The organism is Sphingopyxis macrogoltabida (assembly GCF_001307295.1).
Lineage (GTDB): Bacteria > Pseudomonadota > Alphaproteobacteria > Sphingomonadales > Sphingomonadaceae > Sphingopyxis > Sphingopyxis macrogoltabida_B.
Genome location: NZ_CP012700.1, coordinates 3,821,667 through 3,840,608, shown reverse-complemented (window position 1 = coordinate 3,840,608; position 18,942 = coordinate 3,821,667). Strand labels below are relative to the sequence as shown.

Below are 18,942 nucleotides of genomic sequence, written 5' to 3'. Positions count from 1 at the left end.
GAGACCATCGTGGCCGCGGCCTGAGCTTGAGTAAGGAAAAGGTGAAAATGACCGACGAGAGTCGACCCTTGCGGATATTCGTCGCGGGCCTCATGCATGAAACGAACGGCTTTTCGCCGATACCGACGAGCATAGGCAGTTTCGAGGCCGATCTGGCCTATATTCCGCCCAGTGACAATATGCGCGAACTTGCCTTGAACTTTGCCGGTTATGGTGATGCCGTTCGCGCCGTTCGGGACGCCGGGAACGAGCCAATTGAAGGACCGTGCTTCTGGGCTCAGCCTTCGGGGCCGATCTCGGCGGCTGTCTACGCAAAGTTGAAGCACATTGTTTTGGACGCGCTGAGCGAAGCCGGCCCGATCGATGCAGTGCTGTTGGTCCTCCACGGCGCAATGATCGCGGAAGGCTTTCCGGACTGCGAGGCGGATTTGCTGGAAGCGGTTCGTGAAGCGGCTGGTCGGGAAATGCCCGTGGGCGGCCTTCTCGATCTGCATGGCAATGTCAGTGAAGCCATGGTCAAAAGCGGCGCGCTTCTGGTCGGCGTCAAGGAATATCCCCATGTCGATTACCCCGAGCGTGCGCGTGAACTCCATGACATGCTCGTGGAACTGGCCGGCGGCGCTTGCATGACGATGACGCTCCGCACGATTCCGTGGTTGAGTCTTCAGGGGACGGTCGAACAACCGATGCGTGGGTTCGTCGATCGCATGATCGAAGCCGAAAGCGCGGATGGGATCCGATCGGTCACTTTGATGCACGGATTTCCCTGGGCTGACTGGGCGCACGCCGGTGCTTCGGTGCTTGTTGTATCGCAGGGGGCGAATGCAGAGGCAGCATCCGCGCTTGCGGAGGACTTGGCGGACGCCTTCGTTCCGATCGCCGACGGCGCGCCGACGGAGCGCTTGAGTATAGCCGACGCCATCGATACCGCGCTGTCGGCGCGGGGTAAGGGCCCGGTTGTCATTGCTGACAGTTCGGACAATCCCGGCGGCGGGGCGGCATGCGACAGTACGTTCCTCCTGCGCGAGTTGATCGAGCGCGGGTGTGGAAATGCGGCGGTGGGAATGATCTGGGATCCCCAAGCCGCGCAGATCGCCGCCGATGCGGGAGTGGGAACGAAATTGCGGCTGCGCATCGGCGGAAAGGTAAGCGCGATGTCCGGCGATCCCGTCGATCTGGAATGCGAAGTGCTGGCCGTTCGTGACGATGTAAAGCAGCGGATGTTTTCTGCGGAGCCGAACGTCCCGATCGGGCTTTCGGCCGCCTTGCGCGCGGGGGGCATCAAGATCGTCGTGAATTCGATCCGTCAGCAGGTATTCGACCCTGACTGCTTCCTTCAGATGGGAGTCGAATTGGTCTCCAAGCAGCTCGTGGTCGTCAAGTCGAGCCAGCATTTTCGCGCGCTTTTCGATCCGATCGCGCAAACTACGCTTTATTGCGACGCGCCGGGCTCGCTAAGCTTGGACTTTGCGAAATTGCCTTATCAGAGTGTCAAGCTGGCGCGTTCGCGGGCCGGTTTCGTAAGTGCGGAGCCCGTGATAAGGGTTCAGCAGGCGATTGCGGCGCCGCACTAAAGCCGGTCAGCAACGCGAGGTTGTGCGCGGCTTCGATCTTCACAGGTCGGATCACAACAGTCTGGTTGCCGTTTAGTGAAATGCGGCGATCGGCGTGCCAGCGGACGGCGCGGCTGAGAACCGATGCCTCGATCTCGCGGCCGATCGCCACCATCTCTTCTGCGGGTGCCGCGTGGCTGACGCGCCGGACGTCCTGTTCGATCACAGGCCGCACGTCCTTGGCGGTGACGAAATGCGCCGCGGCTCCGATAATCTTCACATCGCGGGCATTCGCCCTCGGAATTCGGCCGTCCTGCTAGGCCTTGCCCGTCAGAAATTGTGCATGAGACATTGGCAACCAAGATCATGCAGATCGGTATGGAAATGGCACGCAAGCGGGACGGGTCCCCCCTGTTCACCATCGATGGAAAGGGGGCCGCTCTCTTCCCGACGAGAGGCCAGGTGACCACCGCGACGCACTGGGCGACTCCCGGCCGGCGGCGCTCGAGACAGTGCAGCTAGCGATACCGAAAGCAAATATGCCTAACCATCTGGAAGCGTCCGCTATCATTGTTTGATCGCGGAAAGCAGCCCGTCCATAAGCGGCCAACTTGAACATGAAACTGCCAGCCCGGCACCCCGTTCAACGTAAACGGACATCGAGTCTCTTGATACCGGACACGAAATTGCTCCGCAGAAAATCCGGCTCCGAGACGGCTTCGATGGCAGGGAAGTTGCTCAGTAGCGCGGAGAGCATCTTTTCAAGCTGCAGGGTTGCCACCGGCGCGCCGATGCAACGATGGACGCCGACGCCGAAGCCAAGGTGACGATTGGCGTTGGCGCGGCGTACATCCAGCCTATCGGGATCTTCGAACATCTCGGGATCGCGGTTGGCGGCGCCGTACAGCATGACCACGGCTTCGCCCTCGCGGATCTTCTGGCCTCCCACGACGACGTCGCGCTTCGCAAAGCGCATCATCTGGAAGACTGGGCTGACGTATCGGACGATCTCGCGCACCGCATTTGGGATGAGCGATGGATCCGCAACGAGAGCCTCTTTCTGATCCGGGAATTTCGTGAGCGCTATGATCGCACCGGTCAGCGAATTGCGTGTCGTTTCATTGCCGGCCGCGAGCAGCGTCGTAAACAGACCGCGCCGCGCCATTTCTTCGCGCGAGTCGGTTTTGGGAAGCGTCGCAACAGCGCTCAGCAGGTCACCGCTCGGCGAGGCCTCGCGCTCTTCCAGGAGCGCCGTGCCATAGTTGAAGACTTCCATGAAGGCGGCCGCGGCTTGGACAGGCTCGGAATTATACTCCGGGTCGTTGGCACCGACGAGACGGTTGGTCCATTCGTAGATGCGGTCGGCATCGCCTTCGGGGGCGCCTAGCAAGCGCATGAGCGTGAAAATCGGCACGATCGCGGCAAACTCCGAAACAAACTCGATGGTTTGGCGATCGCGAAGGCATTCGATCAGGCCGTCAACGGCTCCCTGTACCTCCTCGTCGATCTGCCTGAGCATGCTCGGCATGAAGTGCGGTTGAAGCACCTTGCGGGTGACTCCATGCTTCGGCGGATCGCTGCCCATGAAGGTCGAGCTGATCGTCTCGGCGATTTCCGAGGGCGGCTGACGTCCTTCCTCGAGATGCGGCAGCCGAAACCCACGCGTTGAGGTGAAATTGTCGGTGTCGCGGGAGACAGCATCGATGCGGCGTAGCGTGTGAGGACATGATAGCGATACCGCCAGCCCTCATGCTCGCGCCGGAGATAATCGATATGCTTGCTGGACATCTTCTTCTCCATGCCAAGTTGAGGATGCTGCAGCCCGAGCGGCTGCGCCGGCGATATAAGGAAGACATAGTCCTGATTTCAATGGGTTGAAGCGATATCGGGGCTTGGGTCAACTCCCTTTGAGAGAGAGAGAGACTCGGCAAAGTCTGCTTTGCGGCTTATCGATTGAAAGCTTACAGTCTCCAATCGGACACGAGCGAATGCGGGGTCGGCCAGGAGCCGACCCCGTTTGCGAAGATCGTTCAGCGCAGCGCTGCCAACACCGCTTCGGCGAGTGGTTCGCTCGAGGCCGGATTCTGGCCCGTGAGGAGATTGCCGTCGCGCACGACATAGGCGCCCCAGTTCGGCCCCTTCTCATAGCGCGCGCCGGACTTGCGCAGAGTGTCGGCGAGCAGCCAGGGGGCGTTGTCGGCAGTGCCCAGCTCGACCTCTTCCTCGTCGCTGAACGAGGTCATCGCACGTCCGGCGAACGGCCAGCTTCCATCGGCACCTCGCGTCGCAAGCAGGGCCGCTTGGCCATGGCAGACCGGCGCGATAAGGATGCCGGCTCGATCGGCTTCGAGAAGGACGCGGCCCATGTCAGGATCCTTGTACAGGTCCTCGACGGGACCATGCCCGCCGGGGATGACGATGGCATCATAGCGGCGGCCGTCGACGTCGGCGAGGACGAGGGGGATCGCCAGTCTTTCGGCAATCGCGTCGAGATAGCTGCGGAAGTGATCGACGTTCGCTTGGCCAACCACATCCGGGTTCATGCTGTGCGGATCGATCGTCGGTGAAACGCCGCCGGGCGTTGCAATGTCGACGGTGCAGCCCTCGGCAATGAACTTCTCGTCCATGACGACAAATTCTTCGGCCCAGACGCCGCTTTCATATTTCGAGCCGTCTGCGCGGGTCCAGGTATCCGCGGCAGACAGGACAATCAGGATCTTGGTCATCGCTTTTCTCCAACAAGTTTGCGTTGAGATGCTTGGCTCCCGCGAACGCCGTGAGGAGGTGCATCATCCGCGACGAACGACCGGCAGGCGCGCAGGACCTCGCCGTACGAAGCACGCTCCGCACGCTTATGCCTGCTTGGATGATTGCCGTTGGTCAGACCTTTGAGGCAGGTCCTTATCGCCTCGGTAGGCACCAAGTACGCCTTGGCGCTTGGCGCTACAAAGACTTTGCATCTTGGGCTTCCATGCCTAGAAAGCATGGCAAGATGGAACTGCGTCACCTTCGCTACTTCGTCGCCGTGGCGGAGACCGGTAGCCTTACCGAGGCAGCGGAGACGCGCCTTCACACATCGCAGCCGTCGCTCAGCCGTCAGTTGCGCGACCTGGAGGCTGAGGTCGGCACACCGCTCTTTGTCCGCGGCTCGCGCGGCGTCGTGCTCACCCCTGCAGGGAAGGCATTCCTCGATCATGCCCGCCTGGCGCTTGCTCAGGCGCGCGAGGCGGTTTCCGCTGCACGGCGTACCGCCCGGCCCGCAAAGGCGAGCTTTGCCGTGGGTTTTCTTACGGGACATGAGGTGGAGTGGCTGCGCCACATCACGAGCGTGCTAAGCGATGAGCTGCGGACGACCGATTTTCGGGTCACGAGCGACTTCTCTCCCGCGATCGGCGCCGCGGTGCAGAGCGGTGACATCGACCTCGGCTTCTCGCGTATCGAGCCGCAGCCTGATGTGACCTACAAAGTCATCGCGCACGAACCGATCGTGGTGATCTTGCCCCGCGAACATGCGCTGGCTTCCCGAGCCGAGATCGATCCGCGCGAGATCGATCCCCTATCGTTTGTCGGTTATTCCGACACCCCGCATGTGCTGCGCGGGATTGTCGAGCGCTATTTCGAAGATCGCGGGCTGACTATGGCGCCTAGCCACTTCCTCGATGGCTATGCGACCGGGATTTCTCTCGTTGCTTCGACCAGAGGGGTCACCCTGCTGCCCGCGTATGTGGAAGCCTTGCTTCCTGCCTCCTTGGTCAGCCGACCTCTCACCGGGAATGGACCGGTGATCGAAGTCGCGGCCGGCTATCGCGCCGACAACCCGTCACCCGTCTTGGCTGCTTTCCTCCGGAACATCGACCGGCTGGTCTCCGCACGTGCGGCGGGCGTGGATGGTGGCTCAAACGTTTGAGTGGGGCGGGAGCGATGACCGCTTTCCATGCTCTGGCGCTAAAAGCGGAACGGCCGCAATCGGCCACTAGGACGATTTGCCGAAAAAGAACGCCCGCCCGATCGAAATCGGACGGGCATAAGATGAAGAGCCGTGTTTCCTGAAAGGAAGAGCCCTCCTGGGTCGCATGCGCGGTTAGCCTCGCTGATCGACTTGATATTATACCGCGACGCCAAAAGAGCAGCTCTCACGCGTCAGGGCTTGGCCGCAACTGGAAGGCGGAATGGTGCGCCGAGCCTGTTGAAGGCGTTCACCGCCGCGATCGCGATCGTCAGGTCCACAAGATCTTTCGGCTCGAATGCCTCGGCTGCTGCTGCATAGGCCTCGTCGGAAGCATGCGTCTCGCTGACGCGCGTGACTTCCTCCGCCCAGGCCAGAGCCGCGCGATACTGGTCGGGGAAGAGATGCGGGACTTCCTCCCACACCGGAAGCAGCGCGACTTTGTCGATCGACATGGTCTTGAGGAGGTCCCGGCTATGCAGATCGATGCAGTGAGCGCATCCGTTGATCTGGGAGACCCGGAGGAAGACGAGGTGAATCAGTTCTTCAGGGAGGGCCGTGTTGTTGGTGACATAATGGTGCACACCGTACAGCGCCTTCGCTCCGGCGGGAGCGACTTCGGACCAATTCAACCGCTTCATCTGATCTTCCTTTCTTCCTGAGCCATTTCGGCATCACCATGACGAGCGGGATCTATCCGCTGTGACATCCCGCGAAAAAATGCCGGTGCGACCGGATGTTGGCGAAATGGACCGGAAGAAAGGCCCGAGATTGATCCAGCGCAGCTTACCAATCTCGCGGATGACGCGAAAGCTGTCGAGCTCAAGGGCTTTTCCGATCGCTTCCTCCTTTCCGAATGGACGAATGTCATCGACGCGTGGGGGATCGCCGACATGGACTCTTATGCGACTGTCCAGCGTATGGGCCGAAAGAGCCGCCTCGGCCCGAACCAGCGCGAGCGGCTGTGGCCCGTGTTCGATGCCGTGCGCACCGCCTTGGCGGCTGAGCGCTACACAATCTGGGCGCAGGCCTCCACCGGATTGGCCGAGGCGTTTTCGGATCGGACTCGAAAGCCTTTCGATCACCAGATCCTTGATGAGGCACAAGATCTGGCACCAGCGGAGCTCCGCTTTTTCGCTGCACTTGCGCCGGACCGTCCTGACAGCCTTTTCCTCTCCGGCGACATGGGCCAGCGCATCTTCCAGCATCCCTATTCTTGGTCGAACCTGGGTGTGGAAGTGCGAGGCCGGTCCTGCACGCTGAAAGTCTGCTACCGCACCTCGCAGCAAATCCGCCGGGCGGCAGACCATCTGCTGCCCGCGGTATTGCGCGACGGGGACGGTATCGAGGATGAGCGCAGCGGCATCGTTTCCGTTTTTGACGCACCTGCGCCGCAGATCATGGTCCGTGAAACAGCGGCCGATGAGGCTACGGCAGTTGCCGGCATAGTTGCCGGCTGGCTTGCCGATGGCATCGCCGCGCAGGAGATCGGCATATTCGTGCGCACCTCCGATTTGGTGCCACGCGCGCGTATTGCTCTCCGCGATATTGCCGATGGTGACCGGATTGCGACCGCTTCGATGCATCTCGCCAAGGGGCCTTGAATTCCGCGCTGTCGTGGTGATGGCCTGCGATCAGGGCGTTCTGCCACTTGATGACAGGATTGCGGATGCCGCCGACGAGGCCGAACTTGATGAAATTTATGAAACCGAGCGTCGGCTCCTATACGTCGCGAGCACGCGCGCGCGTGAATATCTGCTCCTAAGCGGCGTGCTTCCCGCGTCGGAGTACCTAGCCGATTTTGATCGCGGACCCGTTTGATGTTCAGGACTGCATCGAAAATACGCATTACCTGGGAGTTGTCACCAGGCGTGCTACTTCGTGAGGTTCGAACAATCAGCAGGGTGACAATTCATTGTCGGGATCGTGCTTCGCGACGATCCCGAACAGTGCATGCCCAAGAGTAGCGCGAGATCTCGCTACAGTCTCGAAGCCCTTCCCGTCCGATCACCTTTACGATATTGAGGTGCGCGGCATGATCGTGAAGCCCGTTGCTTTCACATTGTCCCGTGCTCGATTCTCGACGAGGGATCGGCGCGTGTGGCCTTGTTGGCTAGCGACCGGTCACGATGGCAACGGAATATAGATGCTTTGCGGCACCATATATTCGAGCATTCCTTCCATGCCGTTTTCGACCCCGAAGCCGCTCTGCTTGTGTCCTGCGAAGGGGGTGTCGGGGCGGAGCATTAGATTCTGGTTGATCCACACCGTGCCGGTTTCGAGCCGGCGCGCGATTGCGACGGCCTGATCGACGTCTTTCGACCAGACGGCGCCGGCAAGGCCATATTCGCTGGCGTTCGCCCGGTCGATGACCTCGTCGAGCTCGCGAAAGCGCATCATCGGCAGGACGGGGCCAAAGGCTTCTTCCTGCACCACTGCGGCATCCTCGGGCGGATTGTCGATGATCGTGACGGGGATGAAATAGCCGCCGGTATCGGGGCCGGCGGGCCCTTCGACGAGCGCGAGGCCGGCGGTTCGGGCATCGTCGATCAGCGCGGTCACCCGGTCGAACTGGCGGCGGTTCTGAAGCGGGCCGAGAACGGTGCCCTGTTCGCTCCCGTCGCCGAGCTTGACCGCCTGCGCAATCGCCGCGAGCCGGTCGCGCAGGTCGTCATAGATGCTGTCGTGGACATAGAGCCGCTTGGTCGCGACGCAGATTTGCGCGCTGTTGAAGAAGGCGCCGAAGAAAATCTTCTGCGCCACATCGTCGAGGTCGACGTCGGGCATGACGATCGCGGCGTCGTTACCGCCGAGTTCGAGCGTCAGGCGCTTCAGATCCTTCGCTGCGCTTTCCATCACGCGCTTGCCGGTCGCGGTCGAGCCGGTGAACGAGATTTTGGCGAAGCCGGGGTGCGCGGTCATCAGCGGGCCGAGCGCGTCGGCGCCCGAGACGATGTTGAGCACCCCCGCCGGAAACACATCTTTCAGAAGCTCGCCGATCTTGAGCATGCAGAGCGGCGTGAAGGGCGATGGTTTCAGGACGATCGTGTTGCCCGCGGCGAGCGCGGGGGCAATCTTCCAGACCGAGAGATTGATCGGGAAATTCCACGGCGAAATCGCGCAGACGACGCCGAGCGGAACATAGCTCGTCTCGATCCGCTGTCCGTCGCCCTTGTCGATCACATGGGTCGGCGGCGTCATCGCCGCATAGGCGCGCAGCCACGCCACCGCGATGCCGACTTCCGACAGCGCGCCGTCGGTCGGGCGCCCCTGTTCGCGCGTGAACAGGCGCGCGAGCTGCTCGGCGTTGGCGGCGAGAATGTCGGCCGCCTTGAGCAGGCACGCCTGCCGTTCTGCGATCGGTACCGCGCGCCATGTCTTGAACGCGCGCTGTGCGGCGCTCACCGCCATATCGAGCTGGTCCGCCGAGCAATCGGGCGCGGCGGCGAAGACCTGTCCGGTCGCGGGGTTGATCACTTCGATCTGCGCGTCGCTGGTGACCAGCGCGCCATCGATGAGCATCGAATAGCCGGTTTCGAAATTCATGGGAGCCTCTCCTGCGATCCGATTGACTCGGATTAAATGAGTATTTAAATCTCGATTAAATGAACATTTAAATCGCGTCAAGGAAGGCGCGGCGACGCAATCGGAGGGGCGACGGGGCACGATGGCCGAGGATATGACCGACCAACCGGCGACCGCGCAGCGCATCGTCGAGGCGGCGCGCAGCCTGATGATAGAACGCGGATTGCTCGAGGTATCGATCGCCGACATATCGGAACGCGCGGGGACCAATGTCGCGCTCGTCAGCTATTATTTCGGCAATCGCGAAGGGCTGATGATCGCGATCATCGAGGGTGACGCGCGGCGCGCCTCGGGGCATCTCGAACGCCTGCTCGCGGCCGATATCTCGCCGACGGCGAAGATGGAAATCCACGTTAAGGGATTGATCGAAGCCTATTTCGAGCGGCCTTATCTCAATCGCTTGCTCCAGAAGCTGCTCCGCGAGGCGTCGTCCGAAGCCTCGGCGAAAGTCGGTGCGACCTTCGTCCAGCCGGTGATCGAGGCGCGGCGCGCGATCATCGCCGACGGCGTCGCGCGCGGCGAATTCCGCCCCGTCGACGCCAATCTCGTCAGTTTCGCGATCGATGGCGCGTGCGCTCATCTCTTCTCCTCGGTGCAGTCGCGGCGCACCATCCTCGGCGACGGATCGCTCGAACATGATCTCGTCGAACGCTATACCGCGACGGTCACCGGTCTGGTCGTCGGCGGCCTGCTAATGCGCTAGAGTCCTGACCCTAGCCGGCGAGCGCAGCCTGCGGGTTGAAACCAAGCGTCGCCGAATAACCGCCGTCGACGCCGATCGACTGGCCGCAGACGAACGAGGCCGCGTCGGAGAGCAGCCAGACGATCGCGGCGGCGCTTTCCTCCGGCGTGCCGAAACGGCCGATGGGATGCATCTTCGCTGCGCCGCGCATCGCTTCCTCATCGCCCTGCAGGACGCGGTGGAGCATCGGCGTTTCGGTGCCGGCCGGCGCGACCATGTTGATGCGGATGCCGCGCCCGGCATTCTCCACTGCCGCCGAGCGGGTGAGCGCCCAGACCGCGTGCTTCGATGCGGCATAAACCGACTGGCCGACGAGCCCGGTGAACGATCCCACCGATCCGACATTGACGATGGCGCCGCCGCTCTCGCCCATCGCCGCGATCTCGGCGCGCATCGCGAAAAAGACGCCGCGTGCGTTGACGTCCATGATCTCGGCATAATCGGCATCGGTCAGCCGATGCATCGGGGCCAGCCGCCCCTCGACTCCGGCGTTGTTCACCGCACCGTCGAGGCGGCCGAAGCTGTCCGCGGCGGCCGAGACGAAGGCGTCGACCGCTTCGGACGAGCGCACGTCGACGGGGAGTCCCAGCGTGCGCGGTGCACCGGCGCGCGCGGCTTTGCCGGCGACCTCTTCTGCCTTCGCGCGGTCGCGGGCGCCGACGACAACGGTCGCGCCCGCCTGTCCGCAGGCGATTGCGGTCGCGCGTCCGATGCCCGTCGAGCCGCCGACGACGAGGATGACCTTGTCCTTGAGCACGGGCGCGATCAGGCGGCGCGGGCGATCTGCGGGCGCGGCGCGCTGTCGCCCAGATAGACGCCGGGCGTCGCGCCTACCGGGCGGTCGCGCTCGAAAGTCTGCTCGCCGTTCACGAAGATCTGGCGATATCCCCCGGCGCGCGCCTTGCGCCGCCAGTCGCCGCCGGGCTGATCGTGGACGACGTCGAACCGGTCCTGATCGAAATAAAGTTCGCCAAGATCATAGACGAGGATATCGGCCGCCATACCCTCGAGCAGCGCGCCGCGGTCCTTGATGCCCATGGCGCGCGCGGGCTGGTACGAGAGGCGGTAGTGCATCTCCTCGAGCGAGAGGAAGTCGTTGTCGCGGACGAGCCACAGGATCAGGTCGGTGGTCCACTGGCCTCCGCTGAAATTCTTGGTGTGCGCACCGCCGTCCGACGCACCGGCGAGGACGCGGCCGTTCGACAGCAGATCGGCGACTTTCGCGGGGTCGATCGCGATTCCCGGCGTCTTGAGTTCGATCCGGAGGTCGCTTTCGAGCGCGGTGTCGATGAAGGCGTCGACTTCGCTTTTGCCTTCGGCCGCGGCGATCTCGCCCAGCGTCTTGCCGAGATAGTTTTTGGCATCGTTCGAACCGGCGCCCATGCCGATCACGGTGTAATCGGCGAGGCCGCCCGCGGTCGCCTCGAACATCACGGGGTCATAGCTTTCGTTGAAACGGCGGCGGAATTCGGGATCGAGCAGTTTCGCGCGCTTGTCGGCGGGGTCCTTGCAGAAGGTCAGTTCGCGATAGACGTCGAGCGCGTCGAGCGAACAGCCCGGCGAGTTGAACAACTCGGTTTCGTTCCACGCGCGGCAGATGACCGTCGCGGCGTACATCTCGACCCCGTCCTCTTCGTTCATCGCGTCGAGCCATGCCATGCTCTGCCGGTGGAGGTCGGGCGTATATTCGCTGACCGAGAAGACGTTGTGGAGGATCGGGCGGCCGGTCTCGCGCGCCAGTTTCTCGCTGATCGAACGGTCGCCGACCGGGCCGATCTGCGAGATTACCTGAATGATCCCCTCCTGCCGCTCCTTGAGTGCGGCCGCCATCGCGGCGGCATCGTCAGGGTGCATGATATCGGTCGGCATCGGCGATCCATCGACGTCGACATGGTTGTTCTCATGCCCCATGAAGCTCAGCGACAGGCCGCAGGCGCCGGCATCCATCGCCTCGTGGATCAGGTCCTTGATCCGGTCGATCTCGGCCGCGGTCGGGCGGCGGTGCTTCGCCTCCTCGCCCATCACATAGAACATCACGGCGTTGAGCGGCAGGAACATGGTCAGGTTCACTGCCTTGGGCGTCCGCCGCATCGCCTCGACCAGTTCGGGGAAAGTCTCCCACGACCAGGGGAGGGCGGTCTGCATCTGGATCGCCGGAACCTGCTCGGTCGTTTCCATCATCAACATCGCGCGCTCGCGGTCGTGCACATGGACGGGCGCGAAGCCGAAACCGCAATTGCCCGTGACGACGGTGGTGATGCCGTTCTCGCCCGCATTCGAGCAGGTCGGATCCCAGAAGATCTGCGCGTCATAATGGGTGTGGGTGTCGATATGGCCGGGCGCGACGATCAGCCCTTCGGCATCGACGACGCGCGCCGCGCCGGGATCGGCGATATGTCCGATCCGCGCGATCTTGCCGTCCTTGACCCCGATGTCGGACCTGAAGCGCGGAAAGCGCGTGCCGTCGATGATCGTCCCGTTCTTGATGACGAGGTCGAATCCGTACATGACAAATCTCCCGGTATGTCGTTATCCGGGAATAATGCGACAAAAATTCATTTTCGTCAAATTTTGGGATTTTCTGCGGATTATGATCGATACGGAACTCGAAACCGAGGTCGCGCGCCGGACACAGGCCCGCATATTGGACGCCGCGAATCAGGTGATCGCGAAGGTCGGTTACAAGCGGCTGCGGATGGAGGCGGTGGCGAAGGGCTCGGGGATCACGCGCCAGACGATCTACAATTATTTCCCGAACAAGCAGCAACTCGCGACCGCGGTGCTGCTGCGCGAAGGGGCGCTGGTCAACGAGCGCGCGAAGCAGAATATTCCGGACGATCTGGAAGGCGAGGCGCTGCTGTCGGCGGCGGTGCTGGCGCTGGTCGATGCGGCGCGCGCGATGCCGATCTTCGAGGGACTCTTCGAGGAAGGGTCGATGGGCTATGTCAACGAACTCGCCGAGCATTCGCAGGTCATCGAACGGATGATGCACGATTATTGGGCGCCGGTGATCGGGCGGATCGCGGCAGCGGGACGCGTTCGCACCGATATTGCCGCCGAGCGGATCGAATGGTGGCTGAGCTTCGTCTATCGCGCGCTGCTTCAGCGCCCGGCCGAGGATCTCGACGACCGCGCCGGCATGGACGCGCTGGTTCGCAACTTTCTGGCGCCGGCGGTGATGTCGCGCTGATCAGGCCGCGACCGGGGTGACCGTCACCGGAAGGCCGTCGATAAAGGTCGTGCCCGAAACGAGCTCGACCGCCGCCGGGCCCAGCCCGAGCAGCAGGTTGATGTTCGCGCCGGGCAAGGTGTTCGCGTGACGCCAGCCGCCGTTATGGCCCCACCCGTGCGGATAGCAGACCGCGCCTTCGACGACATCTTCGCTGATCTCGACCGCGACCTCGACCGAACCATGTTCGTTCGCCACCCGCGCCTCGCCCCCGTCGCTGAGGCCGTGCCGGGCCGCATCCGCGGGATGGACGAGCAGGGTCGGGCCCTGCGAACGGGCCAGTTTTTCGGGGTTGTGCATCCAGCTGTTCATCGACTTGAGCTTGCGCTGGCTGAACAGCTTCAGCGTCCCGTCGCCGGCGGGCGACGAATGCTCGGTGGCGAAGCGGGCGAACTCGTCGGCGATGATCGGATGCCATAGACGGATCCTCCGGTCGTCGGTGGCGATATGGTCGGCCCAGCCGTCGTAGGTGAGCGGGAGGTCGAGCATCGTCCCGTGCGGCATCCCGGCGAGCTTGGCGAAACTCAGCGCCGCCTCGCCGCGGCGTTTGCCGAGCGGGCCATGGCGCAGCGCGAGTTCGACGAGGGTGAGCGGGGTGATCGACATGCCCTGGCGTTCGAGCCAGCGCAGGCCCGGCGTCGGCGCGATCGAGCCGAGCCCCATGCGCGCGACGAGGTTGTCGAAAATCGCCTTTTCCTCCCGTGCTTCGCCCATCGGCGGCACTGCGGCGCGGGCATACTGGATATAGGGGCGCACCATGTGCGACAGCCCGATCAACGGAATATCGTCCTTTTCGAGGAAGGTGGCCGCGGGAAGGATATAGTGTGCAAAGCGGTTGGTTTCGGTCACGTACAGATCGACCGAAAAAAGGAGGGCGAGCGACTCGAGTGCCCTTTCGAGCCGCTCGCCCCCCGGCGCCGACAGGACGGGATTGCCGGCGATGACCATCATGGCGCGGACCCGGCCCTTGCCGGGTTCCAATATGTCGTCGGGAAGCGCGGCGGCCGGCATCAAACCCGCGACCACCGGGAGGTCGCCGACACGGGTGCGATGTTCGCCATAACCCGACAGCGGTTCGGCCCCTTCGGCGAGCGGAAAGGCGCCGAAGGTCGATCCGCCGACCTTGCCGAACTTGCCGCCGGCGATGTTGATCGCGTCGAGCAGCAGATTGGCGATCGTCGAAAAACGGCCGCGGCACAGGCCGACGCGGCCGTACATCGCGGCGCGCGGGGCAGCGGCGAAATCGCGCGCCAGTTGTTCGATGTCGTCGCGCGCGATGCCCGTCGCCATCGCGGCCTCGTCGAGGTCGATGCCGCCGACCGCTGCGCGCAATTCGGGCCAGCCCGAACAGTGGGCGGCGAGGAAGCTTTCGTCGACGACGTCCGTGTCGATCATCACCTTGAGCATCGCGGCATGCAGCCAGGCGTCGGCGTCGGGCTGAATCGCGACATGCTCATATCGTTTGGCGGTTTCGGTCCGGCGCGGGTCGATCACGATCACCCGGCCGCGTTCGGCAATGGCGTCGAGATCGTGGCGCATCCGCGGTGCGGTCAGCAGGCCGCCGTGCGAAACCAGCGGATTGGCACCGGTGATGATGAGGAAGTCGCAATTGGGCAGATCGGGGATCGCGTTGCGGAAGGCGACGCCATAGAGAATCCAGCTCGCCAGATGGCGCGACGTGCTGTCCTGCGACCCCGCGGCATAGAATTTGGTGCTGCCGATCCGCTGCAGGAACCATTGGCTCGACATGAAAGTGTCGGTCGAAAAGGCGCCGGGGTTGCCGAAATAGGTCGCGACCGCTTCGGGGCCGTCACTGTCGATGATCGCTTTCAGCCGCGCGGCGATATCGTCCAGCGCTTCATCCCACGAAACCGGGGCGAACTCGCCGGGACCGCCGATGCGTTTCAGCGGCCGCAGCACGCGGTCGGGGTCGTTCGCGATGTCGACGATCGCGGCGCCCTTGACGCAGATATGCCCCTGCGTGTGCGGGTTGTCGCGGTCGGGAGAGAGCTTGACCGGGCGGCCGTCCTCGACCGCGATCACGGTGCCGCAAAAAGCCTCGCACAGGCGGCAGAAGCTCGTCGTCTCGGTTCGAATCGCGGCGCCGTTCGCCAATTCACCCTCCATCCATTTCGCCGAAAATCCGCGGAATCGCTTGTTAAATGAGCGTTTAAAATCCCGGTTGACAGAATAAAATACGACGAATATCTATTTTTGTCGTGTCGGGGATATGCGCCACTGTGGCGCGGGCTGGCAAGCAGAAAGATGGAGCGGAAAGCTCCACGATCTGGAGGGAGACGAAGATGCGTAAGGCTGTTCTGATGGCCGGTGTTGCCATCGCCACCATGAGCGTTTCGCCCGTATGGGCCCAAGCGGCTCCGGCCCCGGCGCCCGCCGCGGACGACAGCACGGCTGCGGAGAGCGGAGGGCTGGTCGATATCGTCGTGACCGCGCAGCGCCGGTCCGAAAATCTGCAGAAGGTTCCGGTCGTGGTTACCGCGGTCGAGCCCGAAGTGCTCGAAGCGCGCAATGTTTCGACGTTGCAGGATCTGCCCAAGCTGACCCCGTCGCTGACCGTCCAGAATCAGGCGAGCAACGTCACGCCCTTCATCCGCGGCGTGGGATCGACCGTCACCGGCGCGGGGCAGGCGGCGAGCGTCGCGACCTATGTCGACGGGGTCTATATCTCTACGCTCACCAGCGCTGCCTTCGACCTCGACAATGTCGAACAGGTGCAGGTGCTCGAAGGGCCGCAGGGCGCACTCTATGGCCGTAATGCGACCGGCGGCGCGATCGTCGTAACGACGAAGACGCCGCGGCCGGGCGACCCGATCTCGGGCCGCTTCCGGGCAGGATATGGAAATTACGACAATCGCGAGGCGTCGGCGATCATCTCGGGCGGGCTCGGCGACATGTTCGCTTTCTCGGTCAACGGATCGATCCGCAAGCGCGACGGCTATATCAGGAATTTGAACGCGCCGGGCGCCGGTGCCACCAACGACGATTTCTATGACCGCGATTCCAAGTCGATCGGCGCGGTTCTGGTCTTCCAGCCCTCCGAACGGTTCAATCTGGTCCTGCGTGCGCAGCATTTCGAATCCGACGACCGGTCGGGTCAGGGCTATCAGGCGGTCGGGCTCGATATCGACGTCGGCGGCACCGGCCTCAACGGGTCGCAGCTCTATTACGCCGGGCTGTTGCAAAGCTTCGGCGTCTCCCCTGCCGACGCGATGGCCGCAGCCGCGAACCTGCGTTTCAGCAACAAGCATGGTGCGACCTATGACAATGAGGCGAACGGATCGACCCGCGGCGTCCTGCGTCCGGGGCCGGCCGGATCGTTCGTGCAGCTCAATACGGAAACCTATTCGGCGAAGGCGACACTCGACCTCGGTTCGGTCGAACTGAGCTCGCTGACCGCTTATCAGACCGCCAAATCGCTGTCCGCGACCGAGGTGCTCTTTGCCGATCCCGACAGCTATCCCGCCGGGTTCGAGGGCGGGTCGGTCGGCTTCACCGGCGATTTCCCTTCGCGGACCTGGCAGCAGGAATTCCAGATCGCGTCGGTCGGCTCGCCGGTCGAATGGATCGCGGGCGTGCTCTATCTCGACGCGGCGGGCGATGTGCTGCTCACCGGCGACCTGCCGCCTTTGTCGGCACTCACGGCCGACAACCGCTGGCAGAACAAGTCGATCGCCGGCTACGGCCAGATCACGGTGCCGATCACCGACCGGCTCAGCATCACGGCGGGCGGGCGCTACACCGACGAGAAATATATCAGCAACGACTTCATCTCGCTGACCGACCCGCGCAACGTTTTCGGCACGCCGAACCAGGGGCGGCAAGTGCTGAAGGGGTCGAAATTCACCTATACCGGCCGCATCCAGTACGACACCGGCGACCTACTGCTCTATGCGGGCGTTTCGACCGGTTTCAAGGGCGCGACGCTCTCGAATACCAATCTTCTGAGCCCGGGTGTCACGCCCGAGACGATCACCTCGTTCGAGGGCGGGGCGAAGATCCGCCTGTCGCCCGACGCACGGCTCAATCTCGGCGCGTTCCGCTACGACTATGGCAATATCCATATCGCCTATACCGACTCGGCAAGCGGATCGAATATTCTGGTCAACGGAACCGGCGCCAAGATCACCGGCACGCAATATGACCTGCTCTGGCAGGTCTCGCCGATGTTCACGCTGCGCTCGAACGGGTTGCTGCTCGACACCAGCTACGACCGCGACGTCCAGTCGGCGGGCGGGGCGGGGGTGCTGTTCATCAAGGGCAATCGGCTCGCGGGCGCGCCGAAGTTCGCGATCTCGCTCGGTGCCGATGTCAAATATCAGATCGGTGATGGCGAACTCAAATTGTCGGTCGATGCCTCGCACAACGACGGCTATTATTTCGATGCCGAGAATCTGACCGGCACCGGCGGTGCGACGGCACGCGGCATGCAACTGGTCGATGCCAGCCTGACCTACACCGCGCCGAACGACCGCTGGCTGGTCTCGCTGTTCGCGGCGAACATCACCGACGAGAAATATTTCGACAGCGGCCTGCCGATCAGCGGCCTCGTGCGCAACGCGCGCGCAGCGCCGCCGGCGACCTACGGCGTGCGCGTCGGGTTCAATTTCTGATGGCCACGATCGCGACGCCGCCGACCGACGACGACGCGATCGTCGCACCCGCGACCTACGCCGACCCGGATGCCTATCACCGGCTCTTCGCGCGCCTGCGCGCCGAAGACCCGGTGCACTGGACCGAGCCCGCCGATTATCGCCCCTTCTGGAGCGTCACCAGATTCGCCGATATTCAGGAGGTCGAGCGTAATGCGGCGCAATTCCTCAACGCACCGCGGATGATGCTGCGGCCGGTGTCGGTCGAGGAACAGGTGCGCAAGCTCACCGGCGGCAGCGCGCTGATGCTGCGCGACATCGTCCATATGGACGGCCGCGACCATATGGTGCACCGCAAGCTGACGCAGGCGTGGTTCATGCCGGGGCGGCTGAAGGCGCTCGAAGAGGATTTGCGCGCGCTGGCACGGCATTTTGTCGGCCAGATGATCGAGCGCGGCGGGAGCTGCGAATTCGTCGACGATGTTGCGGTCTGGTATCCGCTGCGGGTGATCATGCGCATCCTGGGGGTGCCCGCCGAGGACGAGGCGCGGATGCTCGTGCTGACGCGCGACATCTTCGGCCCCGACGATCCCGATATCCGCAAGGGGCCAAAGCCCGACCTCGCGACGACGATCAAGGGCTTTACCGACTATTTCGCCGAACTGACCGAAGCGCGCCGCCGCGATCCGTCGGACGATATCGCGACGCTGCTGTCGACCGCCGAAGTCGACGGACAGCCGATCGGCACGCTCGAACTAATGTCCTATTACATCATCATCGCGACCGCGGGGCACGACACGACCAGTTCGACGATCGCCGGCGGGCTCCTCGCGCTGCTCCAGAATCCGGCCGAAATGGCACGGCTGCGGGCCGATCCGGCGATCCTTGCGGCGGGCGGCGTCGACGAAATGGTGCGCTGGGTCACCCCGGTGAAGCATTTCTTCCGCACCGCCGTGGAAGATTACGCGTTGCGCGGGAAGACGATCCGGGCGGGCGACCATCTGATGATGTGCTACCCCTCGGCCAATCGCGACGCCGACGCCTTTCCCGATCCGTTCCGCTTCGATCTGTCGCGGCCGCCGAACCGGCACCTCGGTTTCGGCTATGGGCCGCATCTCTGCCTCGGCCAGCATCTCGCCAAGATGGAAATCCGCATCTTCTTCGAAGAACTGCTGGCGCGTGTCGATGCGATCGAACTTGCGGGCGACCCGGCGTGGGTTGCCTCGAATTTCGTCAGCGGGCTCAAGCGTCTGCCGATCGCATACAGGGCGCGATAA

The 18,942-nt window shown here is 63.3% G+C and carries 16 protein-coding genes; 8 read left to right on the top strand and 8 right to left on the bottom strand.

The genetic code is table 11. The features are described 5' to 3' along the window. The first annotated feature begins 47 nt into the window (after positions 1–47). On the top strand, positions 48–1,574 hold the full coding sequence (locus tag AN936_RS17905; RefSeq protein WP_054589289.1) for a M81 family metallopeptidase: 1,527 nt from the start codon (positions 48–50) through the stop codon (positions 1,572–1,574). On the opposite strand, the gene AN936_RS25325 is transcribed toward AN936_RS17905, so the two are convergent. From AN936_RS25325 to AN936_RS17895, 3 genes are all read right to left on the bottom strand, one after another. Next, on the bottom strand, positions 1,492–1,833 hold the full coding sequence (locus AN936_RS25325) for a hypothetical protein (RefSeq protein ID WP_201782932.1): 342 nt from the start codon (positions 1,831–1,833) through the stop codon (positions 1,492–1,494). The two genes, AN936_RS17905 and AN936_RS25325, sit on opposite strands and share 83 nt — an antisense overlap. A gap of 363 nt (positions 1,834–2,196) precedes the next feature. Next, positions 2,197–3,138, bottom strand: coding sequence for a cytochrome P450 (locus AN936_RS17900; RefSeq protein WP_054589288.1), 942 nt, complete (start codon positions 3,136–3,138; stop codon positions 2,197–2,199). A 445-nt stretch (positions 3,139–3,583) separates the two neighbouring features. Further along, entirely contained in the window at positions 3,584–4,279 is a 696-nt protein-coding gene (locus AN936_RS17895; RefSeq protein ID WP_054589287.1) for a type 1 glutamine amidotransferase domain-containing protein, read from the bottom strand. A gap of 266 nt (positions 4,280–4,545) precedes the next feature. On the opposite strand from AN936_RS17895, the gene AN936_RS17890 reads away from it, so the two are divergent. Then, positions 4,546–5,460 carry a LysR substrate-binding domain-containing protein gene (locus AN936_RS17890; RefSeq protein ID WP_054589286.1) on the top strand — a complete coding sequence of 305 codons (915 nt, stop codon included), beginning with the start codon at positions 4,546–4,548 and terminating at the stop codon, positions 5,458–5,460. Positions 5,461–5,693: 233 nt separating this feature from the next. Here AN936_RS17890 and AN936_RS17885 read toward each other — a convergent pair whose 3' ends face one another. Then, the gene (locus AN936_RS17885; protein ID WP_054589285.1) at positions 5,694–6,140 is read right to left on the bottom strand and encodes a carboxymuconolactone decarboxylase family protein; all 447 of its coding nucleotides are present in this window, start codon (positions 6,138–6,140) and stop codon (positions 5,694–5,696) included. A 279-nt stretch (positions 6,141–6,419) separates the two neighbouring features. On the opposite strand from AN936_RS17885, the gene AN936_RS25125 reads away from it, so the two are divergent. Both AN936_RS25125 and AN936_RS25120 read left to right on the top strand, forming a co-directional pair. Continuing rightward, entirely contained in the window at positions 6,420–7,103 is a 684-nt protein-coding gene (locus AN936_RS25125) for a hypothetical protein (RefSeq protein WP_234715623.1), read from the top strand. A 19-nt stretch (positions 7,104–7,122) separates the two neighbouring features. Continuing rightward, entirely contained in the window at positions 7,123–7,320 is a 198-nt protein-coding gene (locus tag AN936_RS25120; protein WP_054589283.1) for a hypothetical protein, read from the top strand. A 303-nt stretch (positions 7,321–7,623) separates the two neighbouring features. Here AN936_RS25120 and AN936_RS17870 read toward each other — a convergent pair whose 3' ends face one another. Further along, complete coding sequence (locus tag AN936_RS17870) at positions 7,624–9,045, bottom strand: aldehyde dehydrogenase family protein (protein WP_054589282.1); 1,422 nt, start codon at positions 9,043–9,045, stop codon at positions 7,624–7,626. A gap of 133 nt (positions 9,046–9,178) precedes the next feature. On the opposite strand from AN936_RS17870, the gene AN936_RS17865 reads away from it, so the two are divergent. Next, complete coding sequence (locus AN936_RS17865; RefSeq protein WP_158500113.1) at positions 9,179–9,787, top strand: TetR family transcriptional regulator; 609 nt, start codon at positions 9,179–9,181, stop codon at positions 9,785–9,787. A gap of 10 nt (positions 9,788–9,797) precedes the next feature. On the opposite strand, the gene AN936_RS17860 is transcribed toward AN936_RS17865, so the two are convergent. Next, the gene (locus AN936_RS17860) at positions 9,798–10,583 is read right to left on the bottom strand and encodes an SDR family NAD(P)-dependent oxidoreductase (RefSeq protein ID WP_054589280.1); all 786 of its coding nucleotides are present in this window, start codon (positions 10,581–10,583) and stop codon (positions 9,798–9,800) included. An 8-nt stretch (positions 10,584–10,591) separates the two neighbouring features. After that, positions 10,592–12,334 carry an N-acyl-D-amino-acid deacylase family protein gene (locus tag AN936_RS17855; protein ID WP_054589279.1) on the bottom strand — a complete coding sequence of 581 codons (1,743 nt, stop codon included), beginning with the start codon at positions 12,332–12,334 and terminating at the stop codon, positions 10,592–10,594. 82 nt (positions 12,335–12,416) lie between these two features. Here AN936_RS17855 and AN936_RS17850 point away from each other — a divergent pair, with 82 nt between their 5' ends. Then, the gene (locus tag AN936_RS17850) at positions 12,417–13,016 is read left to right on the top strand and encodes a TetR/AcrR family transcriptional regulator (protein WP_158500112.1); all 600 of its coding nucleotides are present in this window, start codon (positions 12,417–12,419) and stop codon (positions 13,014–13,016) included. On the opposite strand, the gene AN936_RS17845 is transcribed toward AN936_RS17850, so the two are convergent. Beyond that, positions 13,017–15,182, bottom strand: a complete 2,166-nt coding sequence (locus AN936_RS17845) for a molybdopterin-containing oxidoreductase family protein (protein WP_054589277.1) — start codon at positions 15,180–15,182, stop codon at positions 13,017–13,019. Between the two features lie 176 nt (positions 15,183–15,358). Between AN936_RS17845 and AN936_RS17840 the strand changes: the two genes are divergently transcribed. Beyond that, positions 15,359–17,686, top strand: coding sequence for a TonB-dependent receptor (locus AN936_RS17840; RefSeq protein WP_084758495.1), 2,328 nt, complete (start codon positions 15,359–15,361; stop codon positions 17,684–17,686). Beyond that, positions 17,686–18,942, top strand: a complete 1,257-nt coding sequence (locus tag AN936_RS17835; protein ID WP_054589275.1) for a cytochrome P450 — start codon at positions 17,686–17,688, stop codon at positions 18,940–18,942. The genes AN936_RS17840 and AN936_RS17835 overlap by 1 nt, the downstream gene beginning before the upstream one ends.